The organism is Hafnia alvei (assembly GCF_964063325.1).
In the GTDB taxonomy this organism is placed as follows: Bacteria; Pseudomonadota; Gammaproteobacteria; order Enterobacterales; family Enterobacteriaceae; genus Hafnia; species Hafnia alvei_B.
Genome location: NZ_OZ061315.1, coordinates 3,058,944 through 3,079,799 on the forward strand (window position 1 = coordinate 3,058,944; position 20,856 = coordinate 3,079,799).

Sequence of the window (20,856 nt, forward strand, 5' to 3'; positions counted from 1 at the left end):
ATCACAGCGCTTTTACCTGAGCAAGCAGATCGCCCAGCGTTTCCGCGCCTTCACTAGGAGAAACCTGCAGCTCAATGAGCGTGGCCCCCGTACGACGCCAGCCTTGCTGCACCGCATCAACCAGATCATCCCAACTTTGTGGCTGGGCATAGGCCAGTTTGAACATCGCGGCGGCATGCTGGAACTCCACGTCCTGCGGCATCAGATAAAAGCGTTCACGCTCAGCTTCTGGCGTTGGCAGCATAGAGAAAATCTGTCCGCCATTGTTATTTACCACGATAAATACCGTCGGCGCAGAACAGTGGCGCAAAAGCGCTAAGGCATTGAGATCGTAAAGCGCGGAGAGATCGCCAACGATCGCCAGCGTCGGTTTCGCCGTGGCGCGCTGTACGCCCGCCGCAGTAGAAATCAACCCATCGATGCCGCTTGCGCCACGGTTGCTATAAACCGGATACCCAGCAGGAAGTTGGGCAAACGCATCAATCAGTCGAACAATCAGGCTATTACCGACGAACAGCTGACCATTCTCAGGCAATAATTCAGGGATGCGCTGCGCCACCTGCGCCTCGCCAAAATGCTCATCCAGATATTCAGTCACGCACTGCTGGGCAGTATCTGCCAACAGTTCCAGCTCCGGTGCCCACGGAGCACGTGGCTGCGCGGGGTGCAGCGCCAACCAATCCGCGATAGACGCGATCACGCGGCGACCATAGTGATTCGCAGGATCCAATCGCCCTTCTAACGGATCAATCAGCCAATATTCTTGCGGTTGGCTGCTTGCCTGCCACTGCAACAGACGCTTGCCCGTCAGGCTACTGCCGAACTGGATAACCACCTGCGCCTGCTCCAATAATGCCTGAGCTTTTGGGTTGGCCAGCCATAAATCCGCACACGGCAAAGGTTGACCGCTCTGCGATAAAACATCGCCAATCAGCGGCCAGCCGAGCAGTTCAGCCCATTGAGAAACTTGATCGCCCTCTTCGGCGCTCATTCTGCCCGCTAAGATCACACCGCGTTTTTGCCGCCAGTAAAACCAGTCGGGCTGTTTTACCGCAGTGCGCGCATGCAGATCTGTCTCACGCAGCCACGGACGAGGATCTTGCCACCATTCGCCCAGCGTTTTCGACCACGCATCGGCGGAACCATCGTCATCACCATACAGCGGTTCAGCAAAAGGACAGTTCACATGCAATGCACCATGGCTCAGCTGCGCCATCGCGCTATCAATGGCCGAAGCCAGCCAGCGAGCGGGAATATCAGGCGTCGGCCTTGGCAGGTTCAGAGTTTGTTTAGGATGAGATGCAAAAATGCCGTTTTGACGAATGGCCTGATTGGCGCCGCAGTCGATAAGCTCTGGCGGACGATCGGCGGTCAGCATAACCAGACGTTCGCCGGTCAGGCCCGCCTCAATCAGAGCAGGGTACAGATTCGCAACCGCCGTGCCCGATGTGACGATAACGGCAACCGGTTCGCCGGAAGCTTTCGCCAGCCCAAGCGCTAAATGGCCCAAGCCACGCTCATCAAAATGCGTATGACAAATAAGCTGGGAATTAGCCGCCGCCGCAAGCGTCAGTGGCGTAGAACGGGAGCCGGGAGCAATACAGATATGGCGAACACCGTGGCGGGTTAACGCCTCCAGTAACAACGCGGCCCAGTGGCGGTTAAATACACTTGTCGACATGGCGGCTCAGCAGTCTGGTTAAAAAGGGTTTTCTCAGCTTAGTCCACCTACCGAAACCCATCTGAGCTCGAGAATGGTAAAGCCGTTAATTTGTTCGCAATTTGAAGGTCTTACAAAACTATGTCTTACAAAACCATAACGTAGAGTAACTTCATGTTTTTGAAAGAAAATCAAAAGGGATTACGCGTGCAACATGTTACACCAGCGAGCCCAAGACCACAATCAGCTAAGGGGAGTATATGAAGCCAGAGGATCCGTCTGGCTTTTGGATTGAGATGAGACGCTACAGATTAGACAATAGAGGGAATAGAAGTGTGATAGCTCCCATCGGTTGCCATCTGCCAGCGCATGTCGGCCGTTAAGCTCTCATTGAGCACCCGCTGTACGTTAGGCCCATCCGTCATGGCATAAAATGCTTCCGCATTTTCGCTGGATTGCCCACCAGCAACTTTACGCCCGACTAAGCGAGATTTAAGTAACTGCGGTGAGGCTGAAATAAACAGCGATACATCAGCGTAACGAGACAAATCCCTCCAGCCCTCCTCATTAAGCAGGAGCCAATTCCCCTCAACTACCACAATCGGCGCTTTCACTTCGACCATATCCATCACCGGTTCATGTAGCTGGCGATCGTAAATCGGCCAGAGTGCATTAGGGTTTTGTAGCTGACCTAAATAGCGTTGCAACAAGGCTAAATCAAAGGTTTCGGGAGCCCCTTTTTTGTGACTCAATCCTGCGATCTGCAAATCACGGTTATAATGGTGAAAACCATCCATAGCGAGCCCTTGTAGCGCTGAAAGCTCAGGATACTGTTCGCTTAGCCATTGCCATAATCCACACAGCGTTGATTTCCCCACTCCCGGCGGAGCCGCCAGAAAAACGATAATTCGCCTTTCTAACAATTTTTGTTGCTGTGTTAAGTATTGAAGCCAAGGCAAATGGAGATGTTCAATTTCATCGTCTGAAAAATAGGCCGGATAAGTTAACCCATTAACGCTTAAATTAAGTTTCATGCTTCAGGCTCTCGCAGGATCTAATTCTTTAACGATGGTCATTACGGCTAATGACAGGCTAGTTTTAATCAGAGAAATGCAACGCGTACGGCTATATATAGCGAAGTCTGCAAAGCGCATTTCATTAACAGCACGAACTGAAAAATCCGTCTCACTGATGGTGCGAAGATTATTAATAAACTCATAAACCATTTCATGATCGAAAGGCATCGTTTTCGCACGCGAGTAAATATATTCATTAAACTGAATAAAACTAAATATATCTGCATAAACTTCTCTGCGCATCTGTCCCAAAGCATAGATCAACCGTAATGCAACATAGATATCGTCCAACGGACCTGCTTTGGCCAATAACGGCTTAACAGCATACTCTTGGATATCAGGATCGCTGACAAATACGTAAGGTAAAAAATAACGTAATGTAGAATAAAGGATCTGATTTGCCTGAGCCATAAATCCACTAAGCTCTTTCTCCGACTCAAGCAGCTCAATAATTTTATCTTCATCCATCGATATCATTGCGACCCCAAATAACCGTTGGCGATGTGGCTAACAACTTACCTTTCATAAAGTGTATTTATTAAGCGCTGCGTTTTATCCATACCGTTTAAAAAGAGAGTTTGCGTTTGTAATTTCCCCTCTATTTTTCGCACGCCTTCGGTTAAATCCCCTTTAGTGACGCCGGTGGCCGAAAAAAGAATTTCGTCAGTATGGACCATTTGATTTAGGGTGTAAACGCGGTCAACCTCAACGCCCATTTGTGCACAACGTTGCCGTTCTTGCTGCGCAATCTCTTGATTATTGGCACTCCCACCTTTCGCTTCAACACTGTCAATCAGCATCGCTTGCATATCGCCTCCCATCACCTTCACCGCACAGGCGGAAAGCACGCCTTCTGGCGCACCACCAACGGTGTACATCACATCCAACCCAGAATCCGGTTGGCATAGCATAATGCTGCCTGCCACGTCGCCATCGGGTAATACGCTAACCTTCACGCCTAGTCGATTGAGCCGTTGGATATCGTCACGGTGCCTTGGTTTATCCAATATCACCACTTGCAATTGCGATAGTGGCTTAGCCAACTTTTCAGCGACAGCACGTAAATTCTCTTCCAGTGTGTGGTTAAGGTCGATAACCCCCTTAGCGTCAGGACAGACTGCCAGCTTACGCATATACATATCCGGCGCATGTAATAAGCAACCATAGGGCGCGAACGCCAAAACAGAAAGTGCGTTATGCTGCCCTACCGAGACCATACGTGTCCCTTCGATGGGATCTACCGCGATATCAATCTCCCGCCCCGTCCCTAGGCCCAGCGCCTCGCCAATGTATAGCATCGGCGCGCGATCGATTTCCCCCTCACCAATCACAATGCGTCCCCGCATGGGCATCTGATTCAAACTCTGACGCATTGCCGATACCGCTTCGCCATCAATTTGGTTTTTATCTCCGCAGCCGATTAAGGGCCATGCAGCCAGTGCGGCCTGCTCCGTGGCGCGTAAAACACCGTAAGCCAATTGTTCCATGACAACCTCCCTCACATCGCTTCAGCGTTGAAGTATGCGAGCAAATAAGCTTCAGCCTGAGCGTTCCATACGCCATGAGTTGGCTGTACACGTTTCGCCAATTCCGCAAACAGCGGCTCGGTTTCTCCCCGCTTGTTAAAATCATCAATGGCGGTTAAAGGCAATGAAATATGGTTATAGATCAGTTTCTTACCACCCGGTATATGCGGCAATTCCAACACGGTCTTAGGAACCGCATCTAAACCACCGATATGGGTGACCATATAAGAAGGATCCAGCACTCCTGATGATGAGAGGGCTAAGGCCTCAACCATATCGTCGGTAGAGCCACCCGATGTGCCAACCACGTGAGTGCCGTTGTAATGCACATCATAAAAATTCAGAGGCACAGTAAAAGCCGAATTGGTTGGCCCTGCAAAAAAGTTCAAGCAACCATCTTCAGCCAGCACACGACCCGCCATTTCCACCACCGGCTCAACGGCGGCAAAAACAAATACATCGTCATAGCCACGACCTGAGCTGATATCCATCAGCCTTGCCTGAGGATCAAGACAATCCGCCACGTTAAGGTAAATAAGTTCGATTCCCTGTTGCAGTGCCAAGGAAGGCGGTAACAATGCTTTTGCTCTCGCCAATCGCGCCTCATCAATATCGGTCACGACGATACGCCCCGGTTTTACAGGCCCGTGGATCGCATAATCGATAGCGCCCAACCCCATTGGCCCCGCACAAGCGAGCAGCGCTAAATTTCCACCGGCGACGATCCCCATCCGGTGCTCATAAACATAGGGTGTGGTATGAAAATTAGCGTGAAATGCACCAATAATGCAGCACATCGGTTCAGCCAGCGATGCCACGGCAAAATAATCACCGGAATAAGGCAGAACGCACCCGAGATCGATGGCAACTTTTGGAATAATCATATAGGTTGCATTGCCGCCGAAGTATTCGTAGCTATAGCCAGCGGAATATCCACTCGGCAGCCCCATAGCTGGTTGCAAAACAAATTTATCCCCAATTTGATATTTTCCATTTAAATTATCGCCTACCTCAACAATAATCCCTGCACATTCATGCCCCGTAATGGCTGGATGTTGTTCTATATCATTAGGTACGCGTTTATGCTCACTCCCTAACAATGCGGCTTTATACGTTGATAAACAAACGCTATCCGAAATAACTTTAACTAACAGTTCGTCTGGGCTTATTTTAGGAAGGGTAAATTCCCGAATTCTGACATCATTTTTGCCATAAATAGCGGCAGCCTTGGTATCCATAATTAATCTCCAGCGGTGTGCTTTAGTCGTTTTTATTCTGGTTGTAATAAAGGCGAAATATCGCGTTTCGAATGAGTCAAATCATCCAGTAACCGATCAAGCTTAACGTCACCTAAATAGTTTTTAATCACCAACAGTGGCTGTTTCACGATCATTTTTGCACGATCTTCAAGGCTGCTATGTACCACCACCAAATCAGCATCTGGCGGAACATTTTCTATCGAGAAATGTTTAACAATAATATCCAGTCCTGCTTTTTCAATTCGCTTACGGAAGGTCGTTGCCCCCATGGCACTTGAGCCCATTCCCGCATCGCAAGCAAATGCAATAAAATGAATAGTATTATCGGCAGCTGGCGCTGATACATGCTCGCCTGCTTTACCCTCTTGCTTCATTTGTTGCAATACCTGCTGCGAAACGGTGAAGTCTTCATCTTCTTCAACCTTGCGCTCTAGTTTTAAGATCAGTGAAGCAATTAAAAATGAAGCGACGGTTCCAGCTAATACCCCGGCACAGGTAGCCATAAACCCACCGCGTGGAGTCAAAGCAAGATACGCAAAGATTGACCCCGGACTAGGCCCCGCAACCAAACCCGCATTCATTAAATCAAAAACAAAAATCCCACACATTCCTCCACCAATCATGGCCAAAATCATCAATGGTTTCATTAAGACATAGGGAAAATAGAGTTCATGAATTCCGCCGAGAAAATGAATAATCATAGCGCCAGGCGCAGAACGTTTACTCATCCCTTTGCCAAATAGTGCAAACGCCAACAACATGCCTAAACCGGGACCGGGATTAGATGCCACCATAAAATAAATAGATTTACCGGTTTTCGCGGTATCTTGCATACCAAGCGGATAATACACGCCCTGGTCGATAGCATTATTAAGGAAGAGTACCTTAGCTGGCTCATTAATTACCGACAGTAAAGGTAAAAAACCGGTTGATACCAAGGCTTCAATCCCAGACTTAACCACGTTGTTGGCGTACATTACCGCTGGGCCAATAATCTCATACGCCAGCAGTGCGAGGATCATCCCCAAGATCCCCAGTGAGAAGTTATTCACTACCATCTCAAATCCAGCGGGGATCCTTCCTTCAATGCGTTTATCAAATTCACGAATAATCCAGCCACCCAACGGGCCTAATACCATTGCGCCAATAAACATTGGGATACTCGCGCCAATAATAACCCCCATGGTACCGATGGCACCCATAACGCCACCACGTTTGCCACCGATCAATTGCCCACCGGTATAGCCAATAAGTAATGGCAATAAATAGGTGATCATCGGGTCAACCATTGCACCAAAATGCACATTGGGCACCCATCCTGTTGGAATAAATAGCGCAGTAATAAATCCCCAGGCAATAAAAGCACCAATATTGGGGATTACCATTGCAGTTAAAAACCCACCAAAGTATTGCACTCTGGCGCGCAGAGATCTTTCAGTCATTAGACATTCCTTAGCTAGGTTATTTATATACTACGATTTAAAAAATATTTTTACACATCAATTATATTTCAACTTTAATTATGATGAAAAATTAATATCTTTTTATTATTTCCTGTAATGCCAATGCATCGCACGCATTGTTTATTTCATTGATAACCTCACCATCGCTTAATATTTCGCATAATGCCTGGATAGCATATATATGCGAGTCTGCATCTTTAGCGGCCAAACAAATTAATATAGTGACCTTTTCTGTCCCTGTGCCAAAATCTACGCCACCTCTCACTAAAACCATCGAAAGTGCCGTATCAATAACGCCCTCTTCTGGTCTTGCATGAGGCATTGCCACGCCGGCGCCTAATACATAATAGGGACCTAATTCTTGAGTGGCCGTTTTAATCGCCGTGCAGTATCTAGCTTCAATCCTATGGCTTGCCGTTAAGGGAGCGGTAACGATATCAATGGCATGACGCCAATCATCAACAGAATCAACAACGTGAAACGCATTCTCAGGAAAAAAAGAAATAAGACCAGACATACTTCCCCCTCAATATTAATCACAAATATCTGATGGGAAGAAATTACGCTAAATATAAAATGGGAAAAAGAGAATGAAAAATTAGATCTAGCTCTCAGTAAATAGATAATTTGCCGGTATTTTGTTATGACACTCTCAAATACTATGGTAAGAAAATTACAGTTAGATTATAAAATAACAAATCAATATACCTTTTGTGAACCAAGTTCCAATTATAAAATCGAGTAACAATGTTTAATTTAGTGATGAGTTTCACACTTATACTATTGCATAAGAAATAACATGGGAAAGATATCATCATAAAAATAAAAAAGGCCAAAAATTGACGTCAATCTTTAGCCTTCAATATAATTTGTTGCTTAATTACAGCGAAATATCGCTTTCCAGCAGCGTTCTCAAACCCGCTGCTTTGTTTTCAATCTCTAACCACTCTTGCTCGGGATCTGAACCCGCCACGATGCCCGCTCCGGCATAAAGATGAATATAATCATGTTCAATTAACGCCGATCGCAATGCCACGGCAAACTCAGCCTGATCCTGTGCCAAATAGCCTGCCGAGCCCGCATACCAGCCACGGTCAAAAGGCTCATCCTGCATGATAAATTGGCGCGCGGGTTCACGCGGTAATCCTGCCACCGCTGCGGTCGGCTGCAAACGGCGTAGGCAATCAGCATCGTTAGACTGCATCAGCGTGGCATGGATTGGCCGACGCAAATGCTGGACCTTACGCAAACGGATGACTTCAGCAGGCATCACATCGAGAGCTTGCGCCCCGCCCTGCAAACGCTGACAAATATCATCCACCACCAATAAGTTTTCATGCTGGTTTTTTCGATCTGACATCAGCCACTGCGCATTTTCTTGCGCTTGCGCATCACTATTGCCGCTGGCAACGGTGCCGGCCAAAGCTTCTGTTTCCAGCGATAGGCTTTGGCGACGATATAATCTTTCCGGCGATGAACCTAAAAACGCCCGCTCTGGCGCTAACGCCAGCATGAAATGATAGCAACGGTGGTTCACGGCGCGGCTTGCCGCTAAAAATTGTGCGGCACGCAGCGGTAGCGAAAGTTTTAACGTGGTACGACGTGCCAGCACCACTTTTTCAAATGCTTTGCGCTCAATTTCAGCCAGCGCATTATTGAGTAAATCACACCAAGCATCATGATCGGGCTGATGATGCGCGGCGAGAACGTCAGTGTGTAAGGTTGGCAATGGCTGAATAGCGCACAGCGCCGCTAAATCACGCAGCGCGAGTTCCAGATCTTGATCCAGCGATGATTCACCGTACAGGTACACCACCAGCTCAGCCTTACCGGCATGACGCATCAGCGCAATGCGCGGCAAAAACAGCAGGCTGTTAATCGTGCCGTAACCATCCCACTCCACCTGACCGAACGCGTTTAGCCCCCAAATGCGGAGCTCAGGACAGCCATTTTCTTGAACAAATTTCTGCGCCTGCTCGGCGTCGGTAAACGTGCGCACCGCACCACACACCGCGGCTTCTTCTGCGCCATCGCGGTGTCGCCAGTAAAATTGTGGAAACAGCGGCTGCGACGCCAACCACTCCAACATTTGTGTTCCATCTTTCAAACTGCAAGGCAGCGCAATACGTACCAGCCCCGATTGCTCGGCAGCGGCTTGGCGTAACAAAGGAATGATGCGTTCTACCAGGACGGAAAGATGAACCACGACAACCTCGGGCGGCTTAAGAAGAAGTGTGGAATTATACGGTGGATTAATAAGAAGGAAAGCAACCAGAAGAGTTATCGGCGCAGCCAGCGAGTAAATGGTGAAAAACCCGCCAGCTGTTAACATTTGAAGGGAAAAAAGCGCGGATTAATGAACTTCTGGGCTTGCCGGCTCTGTCTGTGTTTCCACTTTTTGCCGATCTGCCTGACGTTGCTTACGTGCCGCCAGCCACAATCCGCTGTTTTTCATCGCGTAGCCAAAGACTAAGCCGACTAACAGCGAAGGAACCACCATCTTCCAATCGCCGTTTGCAGCGAAGGTTGCGCACGCGCCGATAAAGGTACCGGGTACGAACGCTAGCCAGCGTTGCTGCGCCTGAATACACATCAGAAAAGCCACGATCCCGGTCAGTACGTAGCCTAGGATCGTCCACTCTGGTCGTAGAGCCCCACCATAAATGATCACTTCGGCCCAGAATACACCGCTGAGCAGCGTGCACAGGCTGATGCCAAAACCTTTCAAGCCGCCCTGCGGACAGGCGAAATAGGCAGTACAACCGAGAAAACCCGCCCAGCTTAGCAGGCCAAGGCTCACGGCAACCCAGCCCCAAATGCCAGAAAGGATGCCGGTGGTGATGGCAATAGCAACCAAAACATTCATGATGGAAATCTCACGTATTCAAAAAAAGTAGTTTAACGATGGGAACAGGATATTCGTTGACTAGCATCACAAATACAAAGTGACGTGTTTGTATGATTACATTTTATTGTGATTTTAATCACAAATAAAGCTGTTTTTTTCGCCACCTTACGGCGTGGAACCTCACGATAATGGACACTTTACCGGCCAATATGGCCATAAAAGCAGACAGCTATCATCCGATATAATCACGCCCTTTCATTGTCATATCAAAATCAGAGGCATAGGTTAAAAGCCTAAAAAATTTCTCTCACGCATGACGAAAGGCTATTCCAATGAAAAAACGCATTCTCTCCGCCGTCATTCCAGCCCTGCTCGTTCCGCCCGCGATGGCATGTACCACCATTTTGGTCGGCAATGAAGCCTCAAGCGACGGCTCTTTTATCGTCGCGCGCAATGAAGACTATTCCGCCAATAACCCGAAACACTTCCTGATTCATCCTCGGGTTGAACACCAAAAAGGGGAATTCAAGTCCCACGCCAACGACTTTACCTATCCATTGCCGGAAACCTCGCTGCGCTATAGCGCAATATCAGATTTTGATACCAACGATTTATCTATGGGCGAAGTCGGTTTTAACGAGGCGGGCGTTGGGATGACCGCCACGGAAACCATCTATAACGGTCAGCAGGTGCTTAAGTTTGATCCCTACGTTGAGAAAACCGGCATTACCGAAGACGCTATCGAAAACGTGATCCTGCCGAGGATCCATAGCGCTCGTGAAGGAGCAGAACTGCTGGGCAAAATCATTGAAGAAAAAGGCGCAGGCGAAGGGTTTGGCGTAGCTTTTGTCGACGAACATGAAGTTTGGTATTTAGAAACCGGCAGCGGTCACCAGTGGATGGCCGCCAAATTGCCGCGCGACCAATACTTTGTTTCAGCTAATCAGGGGCGCTTAAGAAGCTATAACCCTGAAGATAAAGCCAACTATCTGGGGTCGAAAACGCTGATAAGCTTTGCCGAACAGCACGATTTATACAATCTCAAAGACGGCGAGTTTGACTTCCATAAGGCCTATTCACAAGACGTTGAAAACGATATCACCTACAACTATCCGCGTGTTTGGACAGTGCAGCACATGTTCAATCCAGAGCTGAAAACCACCATCACCGATGGCACCGCGTTCCCGGTATTTTTGAAACCCGCGCATAAAATTTCCGTTGCCGATGTTCAAGCCGCGCTGCGTAACCACTATCAGGGAACCGCACACGATCCGTATGCCAACAACAATCCCAAAGAGGCTTATCGCCCTATTTCCGTATTTCGAACCCAAGAGTCTCACGTGCTTCAGGTGCGTCCAAAACTTCCTAAAGCGATTGGTGAAGTGGCCTATGTTGCCATCGGAATGCCGTCGCTCAGCGTGTATGTTCCTTACTACCAAGGGATGGAACATTATCTTGCTGGCTATGACAAAGGCACCGACAAATTCAGCGATGATTCGGTGAGCTGGAAATATCGCCAGCTGCAAACGCTCGTGATGCAAAACTACAACGCCTATGCGCCTGAAGTGGAAAAGGCCTATGCCCAATTTGAGAAAAATACCGCGGTTCAGCAAACGGCGATGGAAAAAGAGTATCTGAAACTCTATCAGTCTCAGCCACAGCAGGCGCAAAAGGTTCTGCAAACGTTTGAAGATAAAGTGATGCAGGATGCGCTTAGCCTGACAGAACAGCTTACCCGCCATGTCATGACGCAAATGACCCACGATACCGATATGAAGTATCACTTCGAAGGCGCATAACAGCCGCGTGAGCAACGAATAGTCATGGCCGGAGGCTTATCGATGGTTTCCGGCCATGCTTTCGCTTTCATTCACCGCCTAAACGAATAGCCCTCTTTAATAATTTCCATCATCTCTTGGGGGTAAGGCGTACGTGGATAACATTTTTATCCCCGGCGTTCGACTGGCGATAAGTAGTGGTAAAAAAAATGCTGAACCCGATAAATTCAGATTCAGCAATGTAATAACACGACGACTTTTATCGCGCCTTTATGGCTTTTAATTCCGACTAAAAGCGTTGAGCTTATGATTTAGACTTATGACTTACCAAACAATGCACGTCGAGACAGGTTTACACTCGCACTGCTATCCTGCACCGGCAACGACAGCAGCATCTTCAACGTATCCGTCACCAAAGCCTTGCCTTCATCTGCGCTGATATGCGATTCAATCGGCGACATCAATGAGCAAGACAGCAGCTGACCGGTTTTAGGCAATTCGCCAACCATAAACGTCATGTCGCCGCGCGGCAGAGAAAGCGCAATCCGCTCACCGAGTTTGCGCAAAGACCAGACCTGATCCGGCCCCGGCAAAATCACCACGCTCAGCATCCACGGCGTTAATACCGTGCCGAGCCACTGCCCTTCATACTGCTGCATCTCAACTACGATCGGCATTTCGGCACGATAGAACGGCAACGTCGCCATCTCGTCCTGCGCAATCTGTTGATATTGCTCTATCAAAAGATCGGTTGGATTTTGCTCAAAGCCCCAAAATTCATCAGCGCCGATAGCGGTCAAATCATGTTCAGAAGGCATGCACCGCTCCTTTATGCTCTATTTGGCATCCATCGTTACGCAGAAGTTGAACAATGCGATCCATGGCTACAGGGATCGCCGCCTCAATCGCCGGCGTCAGACCAATATGCGGCTCCAGAGACTCTGGCACCACGCCCACCAGCGTTAAACGCTGTGGAAACTCATCGGTGAGATGTAACGCAGACAGCACGTCGCACAGCCCTAGCTGGTGCGGTGAAATTTTCCGGCTAAAAAACGCCGGAACTTCATCGTCACATAGCGTGATGACGCTGCCGGGCGCGCTATCGCTGAGTACCGCATCAGCCACAATCAGATGATCGCGGCTGGCCATGTACTCCATGAGCTCCATGCCCGCGGTTCCGCCATCCATCAGCTCAACGCCTTCAGGAAAACGGTAATCGCGTTCTAGGCGCTCAACGATGCGTACGCCAACCGCCTCATCGCTGAGCAATAGGTTACCAATACCTAAGATCAGCGTATTCATCACAACACCTTAACCTTGGTGACTTCACCACCGCGCGTATCCACCACGTGCACCGCGCAAGACATGCATGGGTCAAAAGAGTGCACGGTGCGCACCACTTCCAACGGCTTTTCGATATCCTCGATAGGCGTGCCGATGAGCGCTTGCTCATACGGACCCGGCTCGTCGTTGGTGTTACGCGGGCCAGAGTTCCATGTGGAAGGCACCACCGCCTGATAGTTTTCGATCTTGCCGCCTTTAATCACGATCCAATGCGAAAGCATACCGCGCGGTGCTTCTTCAAAGCCGACGCCGCGATACTCTTTATCTGCCAAAATTTCAGGCTTGATAAAGGCTACGTGATCGCCTGTGCCGATATTGTCGATCAGCGCCTGCCATTGTTGCAGCAGGGTATCTTTCAGTACGCAACAGCGAACCGCACGGCCAATGATGCGTCCCATGGTGGAATGCAACTGCTCGGTTTGTAATGCTTTGCCATTCAGCGTTTTATACAGACCGTTCACTTCGTTGAAGTGTTTTACGGTATCAGGATGCTTAGCCGCCAGTTTGACTAGCAGATCGGCCAGTGGGCCAACTTCCACCACTTTGCCGTAGAAGGTTGGGGATTTCACCCATGAGTATTTACCCTCATCCTGCCAGCCGGTGTAGTTCGGTTCGGTTTTGCCTTCCCAAGGTTTTAAGATCGCATCGTCTTTATACCAAGAGTGTTTGCAGCTTTCGGCAATACCGTCGATCAACCATTCGTCCTGATGGCTGGTGATGGGGCGATAGTTAGCCATGTCACCATTTTCAATATAGCCACCTGGCAGCAGGAAGCTGCCGCCTTTGGCATCGGTTGGCAGCTCTGGCACGCTTAAATAGTGCTTCGCGCCTTCGCCCAACGACAGCCATTCTGGATAGTTTGCCGCAATAATTGCCGCGTCCACTTTGTAAACCTGCTCAATGAACTCGCCCAGACGTTCAATAAACATCTTCACATACATCAAACGTTCCAGATTCAGCACGCTTGGCGCATCCAGATTGATCGGGTTAGCCACGCCACCCACGGCCAAATTTTGGATATGTGGGGATTTTCCGCCCAAAATCGCCACCACGCGGTTGGCATCGCGCTGACATTCAAGCGCTTGCAGATAGTGGGCAACCGCAATCAGATTCACTTCCGGCGATAGTTTCATCGCCTTGTGGCCCCAATAGCCGTTGGCGAAAATACCCAGTTGACCGCTGGCGACCAGATCGCGGATTTTCTGCTGTACCTTGGCAAACTCTTCCGAGCTATTCAGCGACCACGTTGAAACACCTTTCAGCATGGCTTCGCATTTTTTGGGATCGGCGTTCAGCGCGGAGGTGATATCCACCCAGTCCAGCGCCGATAGCTGGTAAAAATGCACGATATGGTCGTGGATGCTGTGGGCGGCCACGATCAAGTTACGGATATGCTGCGCATTCACCGGCACTTCAGCACCGATCGCATTTTCCACCGCACGCACCGACGCAATGGCGTGGATAGTGGTACAAACGCCACAAATGCGCTGGACGATCATCCACGCATCGCGCGGGTCGTTACCTTTGACAATCTCTTCCATCCCGCGCCACATGGTGCCGGATGACCAAGCCTTGGTGACTTTGCCGTTTTCAATTTCGCAGTCAATGCGCAGGTGGCCCTCGATACGGGTGATCGGGTCGATAGTAATACGTTGGCTCATACTTTAGCTTTCCCTCGGGCCTGATAATCTTTATGTACGCGTTCAAGCGATGGCAACACCGGTAAAATCCGGATTAGCAACAAATAGGCACAGACTTCAATCGCCACAAAGCCGACTGAAATCAGAATTTCTTCTGACGTTGGGAAATAGTGATAACCATTGCCCGGATTGAACGCCAGCAGAGAGTAGTTCATACGCCACAGCGCGGCGCCCAGCAGCATGCTTAGCGCGCCAAGGAACAGCATGCGCGAATCACGGCGGAATCTATCCCAATGGAATACCAGCAGCGGGAAGAGCATCAGTCCAATTTCGCACCAGAATGAAATGGAGTAACGGTTCCACTGTGAGAGGTACTCTGACTTATCACGCAGTACAATTTCCGCAAAGCGCAGCGCGACAAACAGGATTAGGAAAATATCGATAACCTGCGTCAGCCGGTAGAACAGCGGCTTTTCATTCGGGCCTTTACCGGCTAACCCGGCCTGTACCAGTGAACCTTCGAACACCACGATGGAGAAGCCCATAATGAATGCCGTGAGCAACGAGAACACCGGCAGTAGCTCGTAGCTTTGCCACAGCGGATGGATTTTATTCCCCGCAGCAATCATCAGCGATCCCATTGAAGATTGGTGCATGGTTGGCAGCAGAGCGCCGAGCGCCAGAATGAAGAACATGATTTTATTCAGCCACTTCATCGGCACTTTCCAACCAAATTTCTCCAGCACGACGGGCGCAAACTCCAGCGCCATCACGCCGATATACACCGTCATACAGACCGCGGTTTCAAACAGCACCGACGAGGTATTGAAGTGTCCTGGCAGATAGAAATAAGGCAGGTTCCAGTAACGGCCCACGTCAATGGTGATTGATAATCCCCCTAACGAATAACCGAACAGGCTCGCCAACAGCGCCGGACGAACCAGCGGGTGATATTCACCTCGGTTGAAAACATACACCGCCCACGCTAGCGCCCAACCGCCACAGGCAAAACCTGTACCAATCAGCAGGTCGAATGAGATCCACAGCCCCCACGGATAACCTCCGTTCAGGTCGGCAACCGAACCAATCCCGAAGATCAAACGTTTGAGGATAAAAATGCCGCATAGCACCACAAAGGGTGCCATCACCATCACAGGCCAACTAACGAGGCGACCACCTAACGGACTGGCTTTATGTTCACTCATGATCATCATCTCCATCATGGTGGTTTTTGGTGTTACGACGAATCAACACAGATAGCCCCGTCAGAACCACCAGCGGCAAGATCATGCCTTTGTAAACAGTGTGCTGAATGTGCTCAGAGCGTGCGCCGGTTGAGAGTTCAGCCAGTTTTGGCATGCCTAAGTTTTCATACGGCACCCCCGCCAGCACTAATACCTGCGTTCCTCCGCCCTCTTTTTCGCCGTAGACATACGGCTGATACTTGGCGAGCGGATGCAGATAGTTATCACCACCGTTCAGGGTTTGACGCGGATAGGCATATTCAGCCCCCGGTTTTGCCGCTAGACGCTTTTTGGCCTCAGCCAACAGATCGTCACGCGTACCAAAGATTACCGCACCGGTTGGGCAAACCTCGACGCAGCCCGGCAGTTGGCCTTTAGTAATGCGCTCAAGCCCTTTCTGGTCGCAGAGCTGGCACTTATGAATCTCACCAAACGGGTTGTGATAATCATATTTAGGAATGTCGAATGGACATCCCACCATGCAGTAACGACAGCCCGTACAGACGTCTGGGTCGTAATGCACAATGCCAGTTTTGGGATCTTTCTTCAGCGCCTGTACCGGACACACCGACACACAGTTAGGGTCTACGCAGTGCATGCACTGTTTCTTGATATAGGCGTAGCCGTTTTCGACCTGATCTTTATTAACGCCGCTACCGTCTTGCCACACCTGAATGATGTTGTTGGTGTAAGGCGTTAATTTATCGTTGTTAGACCACGTTTGTGGCCCGTTAGGATTGATCTGGTTTTTATTCAGCTTCTGACACTCGGCCACGCAGGCTTGGCAACCTACGCACAGCGTTGAGTCATACAGCATGCCGACCGCACCGGGGATCGGCGGTTTGTTTTCCACCGCCGCCTGCGCGGTACTTGATGTTACCGTGCCCGCTGCCAGCGCCCCCGCAGAGGCAAACTTAATAAAGTTTCTTCTGTTCACGGTTATTCCCCCCGTGAATCATGGTGCTCAGCGTGGCTTTTCTCAGCGTTTTGGCGCTCCGACTCATGGCGCTTTTGCTGGCGACCAAGCTCACGTACCGTCATCAAGCTGACCCCAATCAGGATCCCCAAAGCACCGCCAATCAGACCGGTCGCCGTTGGTGAAATATGCCCACCTTCGCGGTTAGCCACGCCGGGTTTGTCCACACGCGGCGTTGGATTTTCAACGTTCGCCAGTTGGAAAATTCCTTTCGTGAAGCCGACGCCCTGCTCGTTACAGCCGTAGCACGGATGACCAATGCCCACAGGCCAGATACCGCCGCCAATATCACAGAATTCTAACGTTGAGCAGTTGCCGTAAGTCTCAGGGCCTTTACAGCCTAGATGATACAAACACCAACCTTGACGATGACCGTAATCGCCAAATTCTTTGGCAAAACGACCCGCATCAAAATGAGGACGACGTTCGCAGTTTTCGTGAATTAAACGTTCATAGGCAAACAGCGGACGATGCTTGCTGTCTAGCTCAGGCAGCTTGCCGTAGGTGATGTAATACACCACGGTGGTCAGGAAGTTATGCGGGTTTGGCGGGCAACCAGGGATGTTGATGACCGGTTTGCCGATGGCTTCTTCAAGGCTGACCGCGCCGGTTGGGTTGCCTCCGGTGGCAGGGACACCGCCCCATGCAGCGCAGGAACCAATAGCGATAACCGCTGCCGCATCGGCCGCGGCGCGACGAATATGATCGACAATAGGCTCACCGGCGACCATGCAATAAACGCCACCGTCTTTTAACGGAATGGAGCCATCAACAACCAGAACATATTTGCCTTTATAACGCTTCATCGCGTTATGTTTATTCTCTTCGGCTTGATGTCCGAAGGCCGCTGACAGCACCTCATGATATTCGAGTGAAATAGTATTGAGGATCAGGTTCTCAATTGTTGGGTGCGTGGCACGCAACAGAGACTCAGTACAGCCGGTACATTCTTGAGCGCCAATCCAGATAACGGGTGGTCTCTGTGGATTTGTGATTGCCGCAGCCATTTCTGCTGCCGCATTGGAACTTAGCCCTAGTGTAGCGGCCATACCCGCACACAACTTCATGAAGTCACGACGGTTCACACCGTGAGCGGATAGAAAGTTATCCTCAGCCATTCGTAGTATTCCTTAGATGCGCATTCGTCTGGCGGAATGCTTAGGTAGTGAAATGCTAAGGATTAACCCTACTGGTTGTGGTTGATCTTTATCAAGTTGAGAAGGATTAGTGGAAGGTCAATACGAATAATGTGAATAAAACCGATTCAGCGGAAATTAAATAGCACAAATATTCCACAATATTATTATTTTCAGGAATTGAAAATATAGGTTTCGAGATTACTTTCGTACGAGTTTTCTTAATTTAGAGAAATAGCTAAATGAGAGTGGTTTGTATTAATGCCATTAAGTCAGAATTAAATAAATTAAATTCATTTAGTTCTATTTATTTGGTTCTATTATTTAGTTAAATAATTATTTAAGCAGCAGCGCGGAATTAGCATTTACCCTGCCAGCTTCACTTTAGCAACGAGTTAGCAAGACCCCCTCCCAGCCTCCCCCTTCGCGGGGGGTGGAGCAGATCGAGGATCTTACAAACATCATCGAACGGTTCCCTCCCCTGTGAAAGGGAGGGTTAGGGTGGGGTATGAGCTAAGGTGGGGTAGGGTTTAAGCTGACTTAAAGGCTAAAGCTTGTGCACTGCACGCCGTTCACATACAGCTTACGCTGTTCGCTTTGTGGTAGACGGATAACGATTTCCTTCCACGCCGGCTGGAAATCACCTTTGTGGGTAAACGTTACGTCGATACGTTGGTTATCAGTCGCGATCTCCCAATTCAGCCACAGGGCCTGCCCTTCTCGCCAAGCATAGGTTTCACCATCGTCATCAAACAACATGCCGCGATCGCTACCTTTACCCATCGGTGGGAACAGCATCAATTCACGAGAATCATCCGCAGCAGAATCTACGAATGCGGTACGTCCTGACAACGGTAGCATCGCCCCAGCGCGCACCATCAGCGGCAAGCGCTCTAGAGGAGCCTCCACGGCGATTGTCTGACCGCCGCTAAACCACTGCCCGGTGTAGAAATTATACCAACCGCTTTCGTTGGCAGGCAGATAGATGTCACGCTGGCGCTGCCCTTGCTCCACCACGCTCGCCACCAGCAAATCCTTACCCAACATAAAATCGTCGGTTTCTGCGAAGGTCGCCGCATCATTTTCATGATCGAGGAAGGTCGGACGCAGCATCGGCTCATCGTTTTCACTCGCCTGCCACAGCAAAGTATAAAAATACGGCAGTAGACGATAGCGCAGCACGATGGCATCACGAATAGCCGGTGTCACCGCCGGATACATCCATGGTTCATTCACCGTGTGATCGTCGTTCCACGAGTGAATAGTAAAGCGTGGGTGCATCACGCCGTTTTGAACCCAGCGCACAAGCAGCTCGGCATCTGGTTTGTCGCCGGAGAATCCACCGACATCATGACCCACATTATATAAGCCAGACAGACTCATCCCCACGCCCATACGCGTGTTGTAACGCAAAGTCTGCCAGCTAGTTCGGTTGTCGCCGCTCCACGTTTGGACATAGCGCTGCATGCCTGCGCAGCCGGAGCGTGAGATCAAATAAGGACGCTGCTTAGGGGCAAAACGCTGCTGCGCCTCTAAAGAAGCTCGCATCATCAACAACGGCATTACCGGTCGGATCTGTTTAATCGCGATTTCCTGACCAAACCCATGACAGCGCGCCTCGCCGTCCCAGACTTCATATTCGTTATTATCGTTCCACGTCGAGCCAATACCCATTTCTAACAGTTGCTGGGTTACGTTGTCTTGCCACCACTTCACCGTGGCTGGATTAGTGAAATCAAGGTGGGAACCTTCGTCATCCCAGAACACCGAGCGCTCAGCGCAGTCCGCTTCTGAATCACGGATGAATAATCCCTGCTGCGCCACTTCCTGATACTTAGGGTGATCCTGCAACAAACATGGTTTGATATTCGCTGCCAGTTTGATCCCTGCGTCGAGGAAAGCCTGCGACATCACCTTTGGCTGAGGCACTTTGTCGTAGTTCCAGTTAAACACATAGCGCTTGTTGTTAATTGAGGTATAACCCGATGACAGCTGGAATGAGTCGCACGGAATATCGTGCTCACGGCACAGCTCGATAAACTTCATCAGCTGATTTTGCGCATCCGGCGCATCGGTGTAGTGCATGGTGGAGCCGCTATAGCCAAGGCTCCACTTTGGTCCGAAAAATGTTTTACCGGTCAGTCGCACAAAGGCTTTGGTGACGTCCAGAACCTTGGGCCCAACAAACATGTAATAGTCTAAGTCACCGGCTTCCGCCTGATAGCGGCGGTAGGCTAAATGGTAGTTATCCAGCTCATTGCCTAGGTCCAGCATGGTGCTGGTGAGGTTGTCATAAAACAGGCCGAAGCTAACGTCTGCTTTACGCGTAATCGTAAATGGAATGTGCTTATACAGCGGATCGGTTGACGCTGCGTTGTAGCCCATCGCATCCAAATTGCGCATTTCATAGCGCCCACCGGTACGGTTAAGATCGCCTGCTTTTTCGCCCAAGCCGTAGTAGCTTTCGGTTGGGAAACGACGCTGATAATGGGCCACGCCGTCACCGTGCGCATTGAGAAGATAAGCGCTGGTTGGGCGGTCTGCCGCCAACGGCAGCCATTCACCGGCATCGCTACAATATTCCCACTCTAGCCACAGCGGTTGGTGTACCGTCACCCGCATTTTGTCAGTGCAAATAGACAGTTCATTATCACGCTGTACCAGCTCAAAAGCTGGCAGTGTGAAACCCTCGGTGCTTTCACGGTCACGCCCCTCCCAAGGCACATCCGTTTGCGGGGCAATACTCCACGTACGGTTCAGCGCCAGTTCACCGCGCTGCTTTATCAGCACGCGGAACAGCCCTGATTCTAAAATGTAGATGCGGAATAAATGCTGACCATCGACTTTTAACTCAACGTGATCGGCTGCTTGGCGATTTAGGATCCAGTTTTTCAACGTTTTCATTG

16 protein-coding genes and 1 pseudogene are annotated in these 20,856 nt (G+C 49.8%); 1 reads left to right on the forward strand and 16 read right to left on the reverse strand.

The annotated features are described in order from the left end of the window. Position 1 precedes the first annotated feature (1 nt). The 9 genes from menD to AB3Y96_RS14605 all read right to left on the reverse strand — a co-directional run bounded on the left by menD (position 2) and on the right by AB3Y96_RS14605 (position 9,850). Positions 2–1,681, reverse strand: a complete 1,680-nt coding sequence (gene menD, locus AB3Y96_RS14565; RefSeq protein ID WP_367299539.1) for a 2-succinyl-5-enolpyruvyl-6-hydroxy-3-cyclohexene-1-carboxylic-acid synthase — start codon at positions 1,679–1,681, stop codon at positions 2–4. 290 nt (positions 1,682–1,971) lie between these two features. Then, positions 1,972–2,694, reverse strand: coding sequence for a nucleoside/nucleotide kinase family protein (locus tag AB3Y96_RS14570; protein ID WP_072309877.1), 723 nt, complete (start codon positions 2,692–2,694; stop codon positions 1,972–1,974). Between the two features lie 3 nt (positions 2,695–2,697). Next, positions 2,698–3,204, reverse strand: a complete 507-nt coding sequence (locus tag AB3Y96_RS14575; protein WP_168780201.1) for an MltR family transcriptional regulator — start codon at positions 3,202–3,204, stop codon at positions 2,698–2,700. 47 nt (positions 3,205–3,251) lie between these two features. After that, positions 3,252–4,223, reverse strand: a complete 972-nt coding sequence (gene glpX / locus AB3Y96_RS14580; RefSeq protein WP_367299540.1) for a class II fructose-bisphosphatase — start codon at positions 4,221–4,223, stop codon at positions 3,252–3,254. 11 nt (positions 4,224–4,234) lie between these two features. Further along, positions 4,235–5,500: a zinc-binding dehydrogenase gene (locus tag AB3Y96_RS14585; protein WP_367299541.1), complete on the reverse strand. Its 1,266-nt coding sequence runs from the start codon at positions 5,498–5,500 to the stop codon at positions 4,235–4,237. Positions 5,501–5,532: 32 nt separating this feature from the next. Next, the gene (locus tag AB3Y96_RS14590; RefSeq protein WP_367299542.1) at positions 5,533–6,963 is read right to left on the reverse strand and encodes a PTS mannitol transporter subunit IICB; all 1,431 of its coding nucleotides are present in this window, start codon (positions 6,961–6,963) and stop codon (positions 5,533–5,535) included. A 91-nt stretch (positions 6,964–7,054) separates the two neighbouring features. After that, positions 7,055–7,501, reverse strand: coding sequence for a PTS sugar transporter subunit IIA (locus AB3Y96_RS14595; protein WP_072309872.1), 447 nt, complete (start codon positions 7,499–7,501; stop codon positions 7,055–7,057). Positions 7,502–7,864: 363 nt separating this feature from the next. Continuing rightward, positions 7,865–9,190, reverse strand: coding sequence for an isochorismate synthase MenF (gene menF / locus AB3Y96_RS14600; RefSeq protein WP_367299543.1), 1,326 nt, complete (start codon positions 9,188–9,190; stop codon positions 7,865–7,867). Between the two features lie 147 nt (positions 9,191–9,337). Beyond that, positions 9,338–9,850 (reverse strand): DUF1097 domain-containing protein, encoded by a 513-nt coding sequence (locus tag AB3Y96_RS14605; RefSeq protein WP_367299544.1) that lies wholly within the window; start codon positions 9,848–9,850, stop codon positions 9,338–9,340. Positions 9,851–10,164: 314 nt separating this feature from the next. On the opposite strand from AB3Y96_RS14605, the gene AB3Y96_RS14610 reads away from it, so the two are divergent. After that, a complete protein-coding gene (locus tag AB3Y96_RS14610; protein ID WP_367299545.1) occupies positions 10,165–11,631 on the forward strand; it encodes a C69 family dipeptidase in 1,467 nt (488 codons plus the stop codon). A 296-nt stretch (positions 11,632–11,927) separates the two neighbouring features. On the opposite strand, the gene hybE is transcribed toward AB3Y96_RS14610, so the two are convergent. The 7 genes and pseudogenes from hybE to AB3Y96_RS14645 all read right to left on the reverse strand — a co-directional run bounded on the left by hybE (position 11,928) and on the right by AB3Y96_RS14645 (position 20,854). Further along, a complete protein-coding gene (gene hybE / locus AB3Y96_RS14615) occupies positions 11,928–12,428 on the reverse strand; it encodes a hydrogenase-2 assembly chaperone (protein WP_072309868.1) in 501 nt (166 codons plus the stop codon). Then, the gene (locus AB3Y96_RS14620; protein ID WP_367299546.1) at positions 12,418–12,912 is read right to left on the reverse strand and encodes a HyaD/HybD family hydrogenase maturation endopeptidase; all 495 of its coding nucleotides are present in this window, start codon (positions 12,910–12,912) and stop codon (positions 12,418–12,420) included. The genes hybE and AB3Y96_RS14620 overlap by 11 nt, the downstream gene beginning before the upstream one ends. After that, entirely contained in the window at positions 12,912–14,615 is a 1,704-nt protein-coding gene (gene hybC / locus AB3Y96_RS14625; RefSeq protein WP_072309866.1) for a hydrogenase 2 large subunit, read from the reverse strand. Before hybC ends, AB3Y96_RS14620 begins: the two co-directional genes overlap by 1 nt. Further along, positions 14,557–15,799, reverse strand: a pseudogene (hybB, locus tag AB3Y96_RS14630) (Ni/Fe-hydrogenase cytochrome b subunit). Before hybB ends, hybC begins: the two are co-directional and overlap by 59 nt. Beyond that, positions 15,792–16,775, reverse strand: coding sequence for a hydrogenase 2 operon protein HybA (gene hybA / locus AB3Y96_RS14635; protein WP_367299547.1), 984 nt, complete (start codon positions 16,773–16,775; stop codon positions 15,792–15,794). The pseudogene hybB and the gene hybA overlap by 8 nt, the downstream one beginning before the upstream one ends. A gap of 2 nt (positions 16,776–16,777) precedes the next feature. Then, a complete protein-coding gene (gene hybO / locus AB3Y96_RS14640) occupies positions 16,778–17,932 on the reverse strand; it encodes a hydrogenase 2 small subunit (RefSeq protein WP_040044698.1) in 1,155 nt (384 codons plus the stop codon). A gap of 558 nt (positions 17,933–18,490) precedes the next feature. After that, the gene (locus AB3Y96_RS14645; RefSeq protein WP_367299548.1) at positions 18,491–20,854 is read right to left on the reverse strand and encodes a TIM-barrel domain-containing protein; all 2,364 of its coding nucleotides are present in this window, start codon (positions 20,852–20,854) and stop codon (positions 18,491–18,493) included. Between the last annotated feature and the right edge of the window lie 2 nt (positions 20,855–20,856).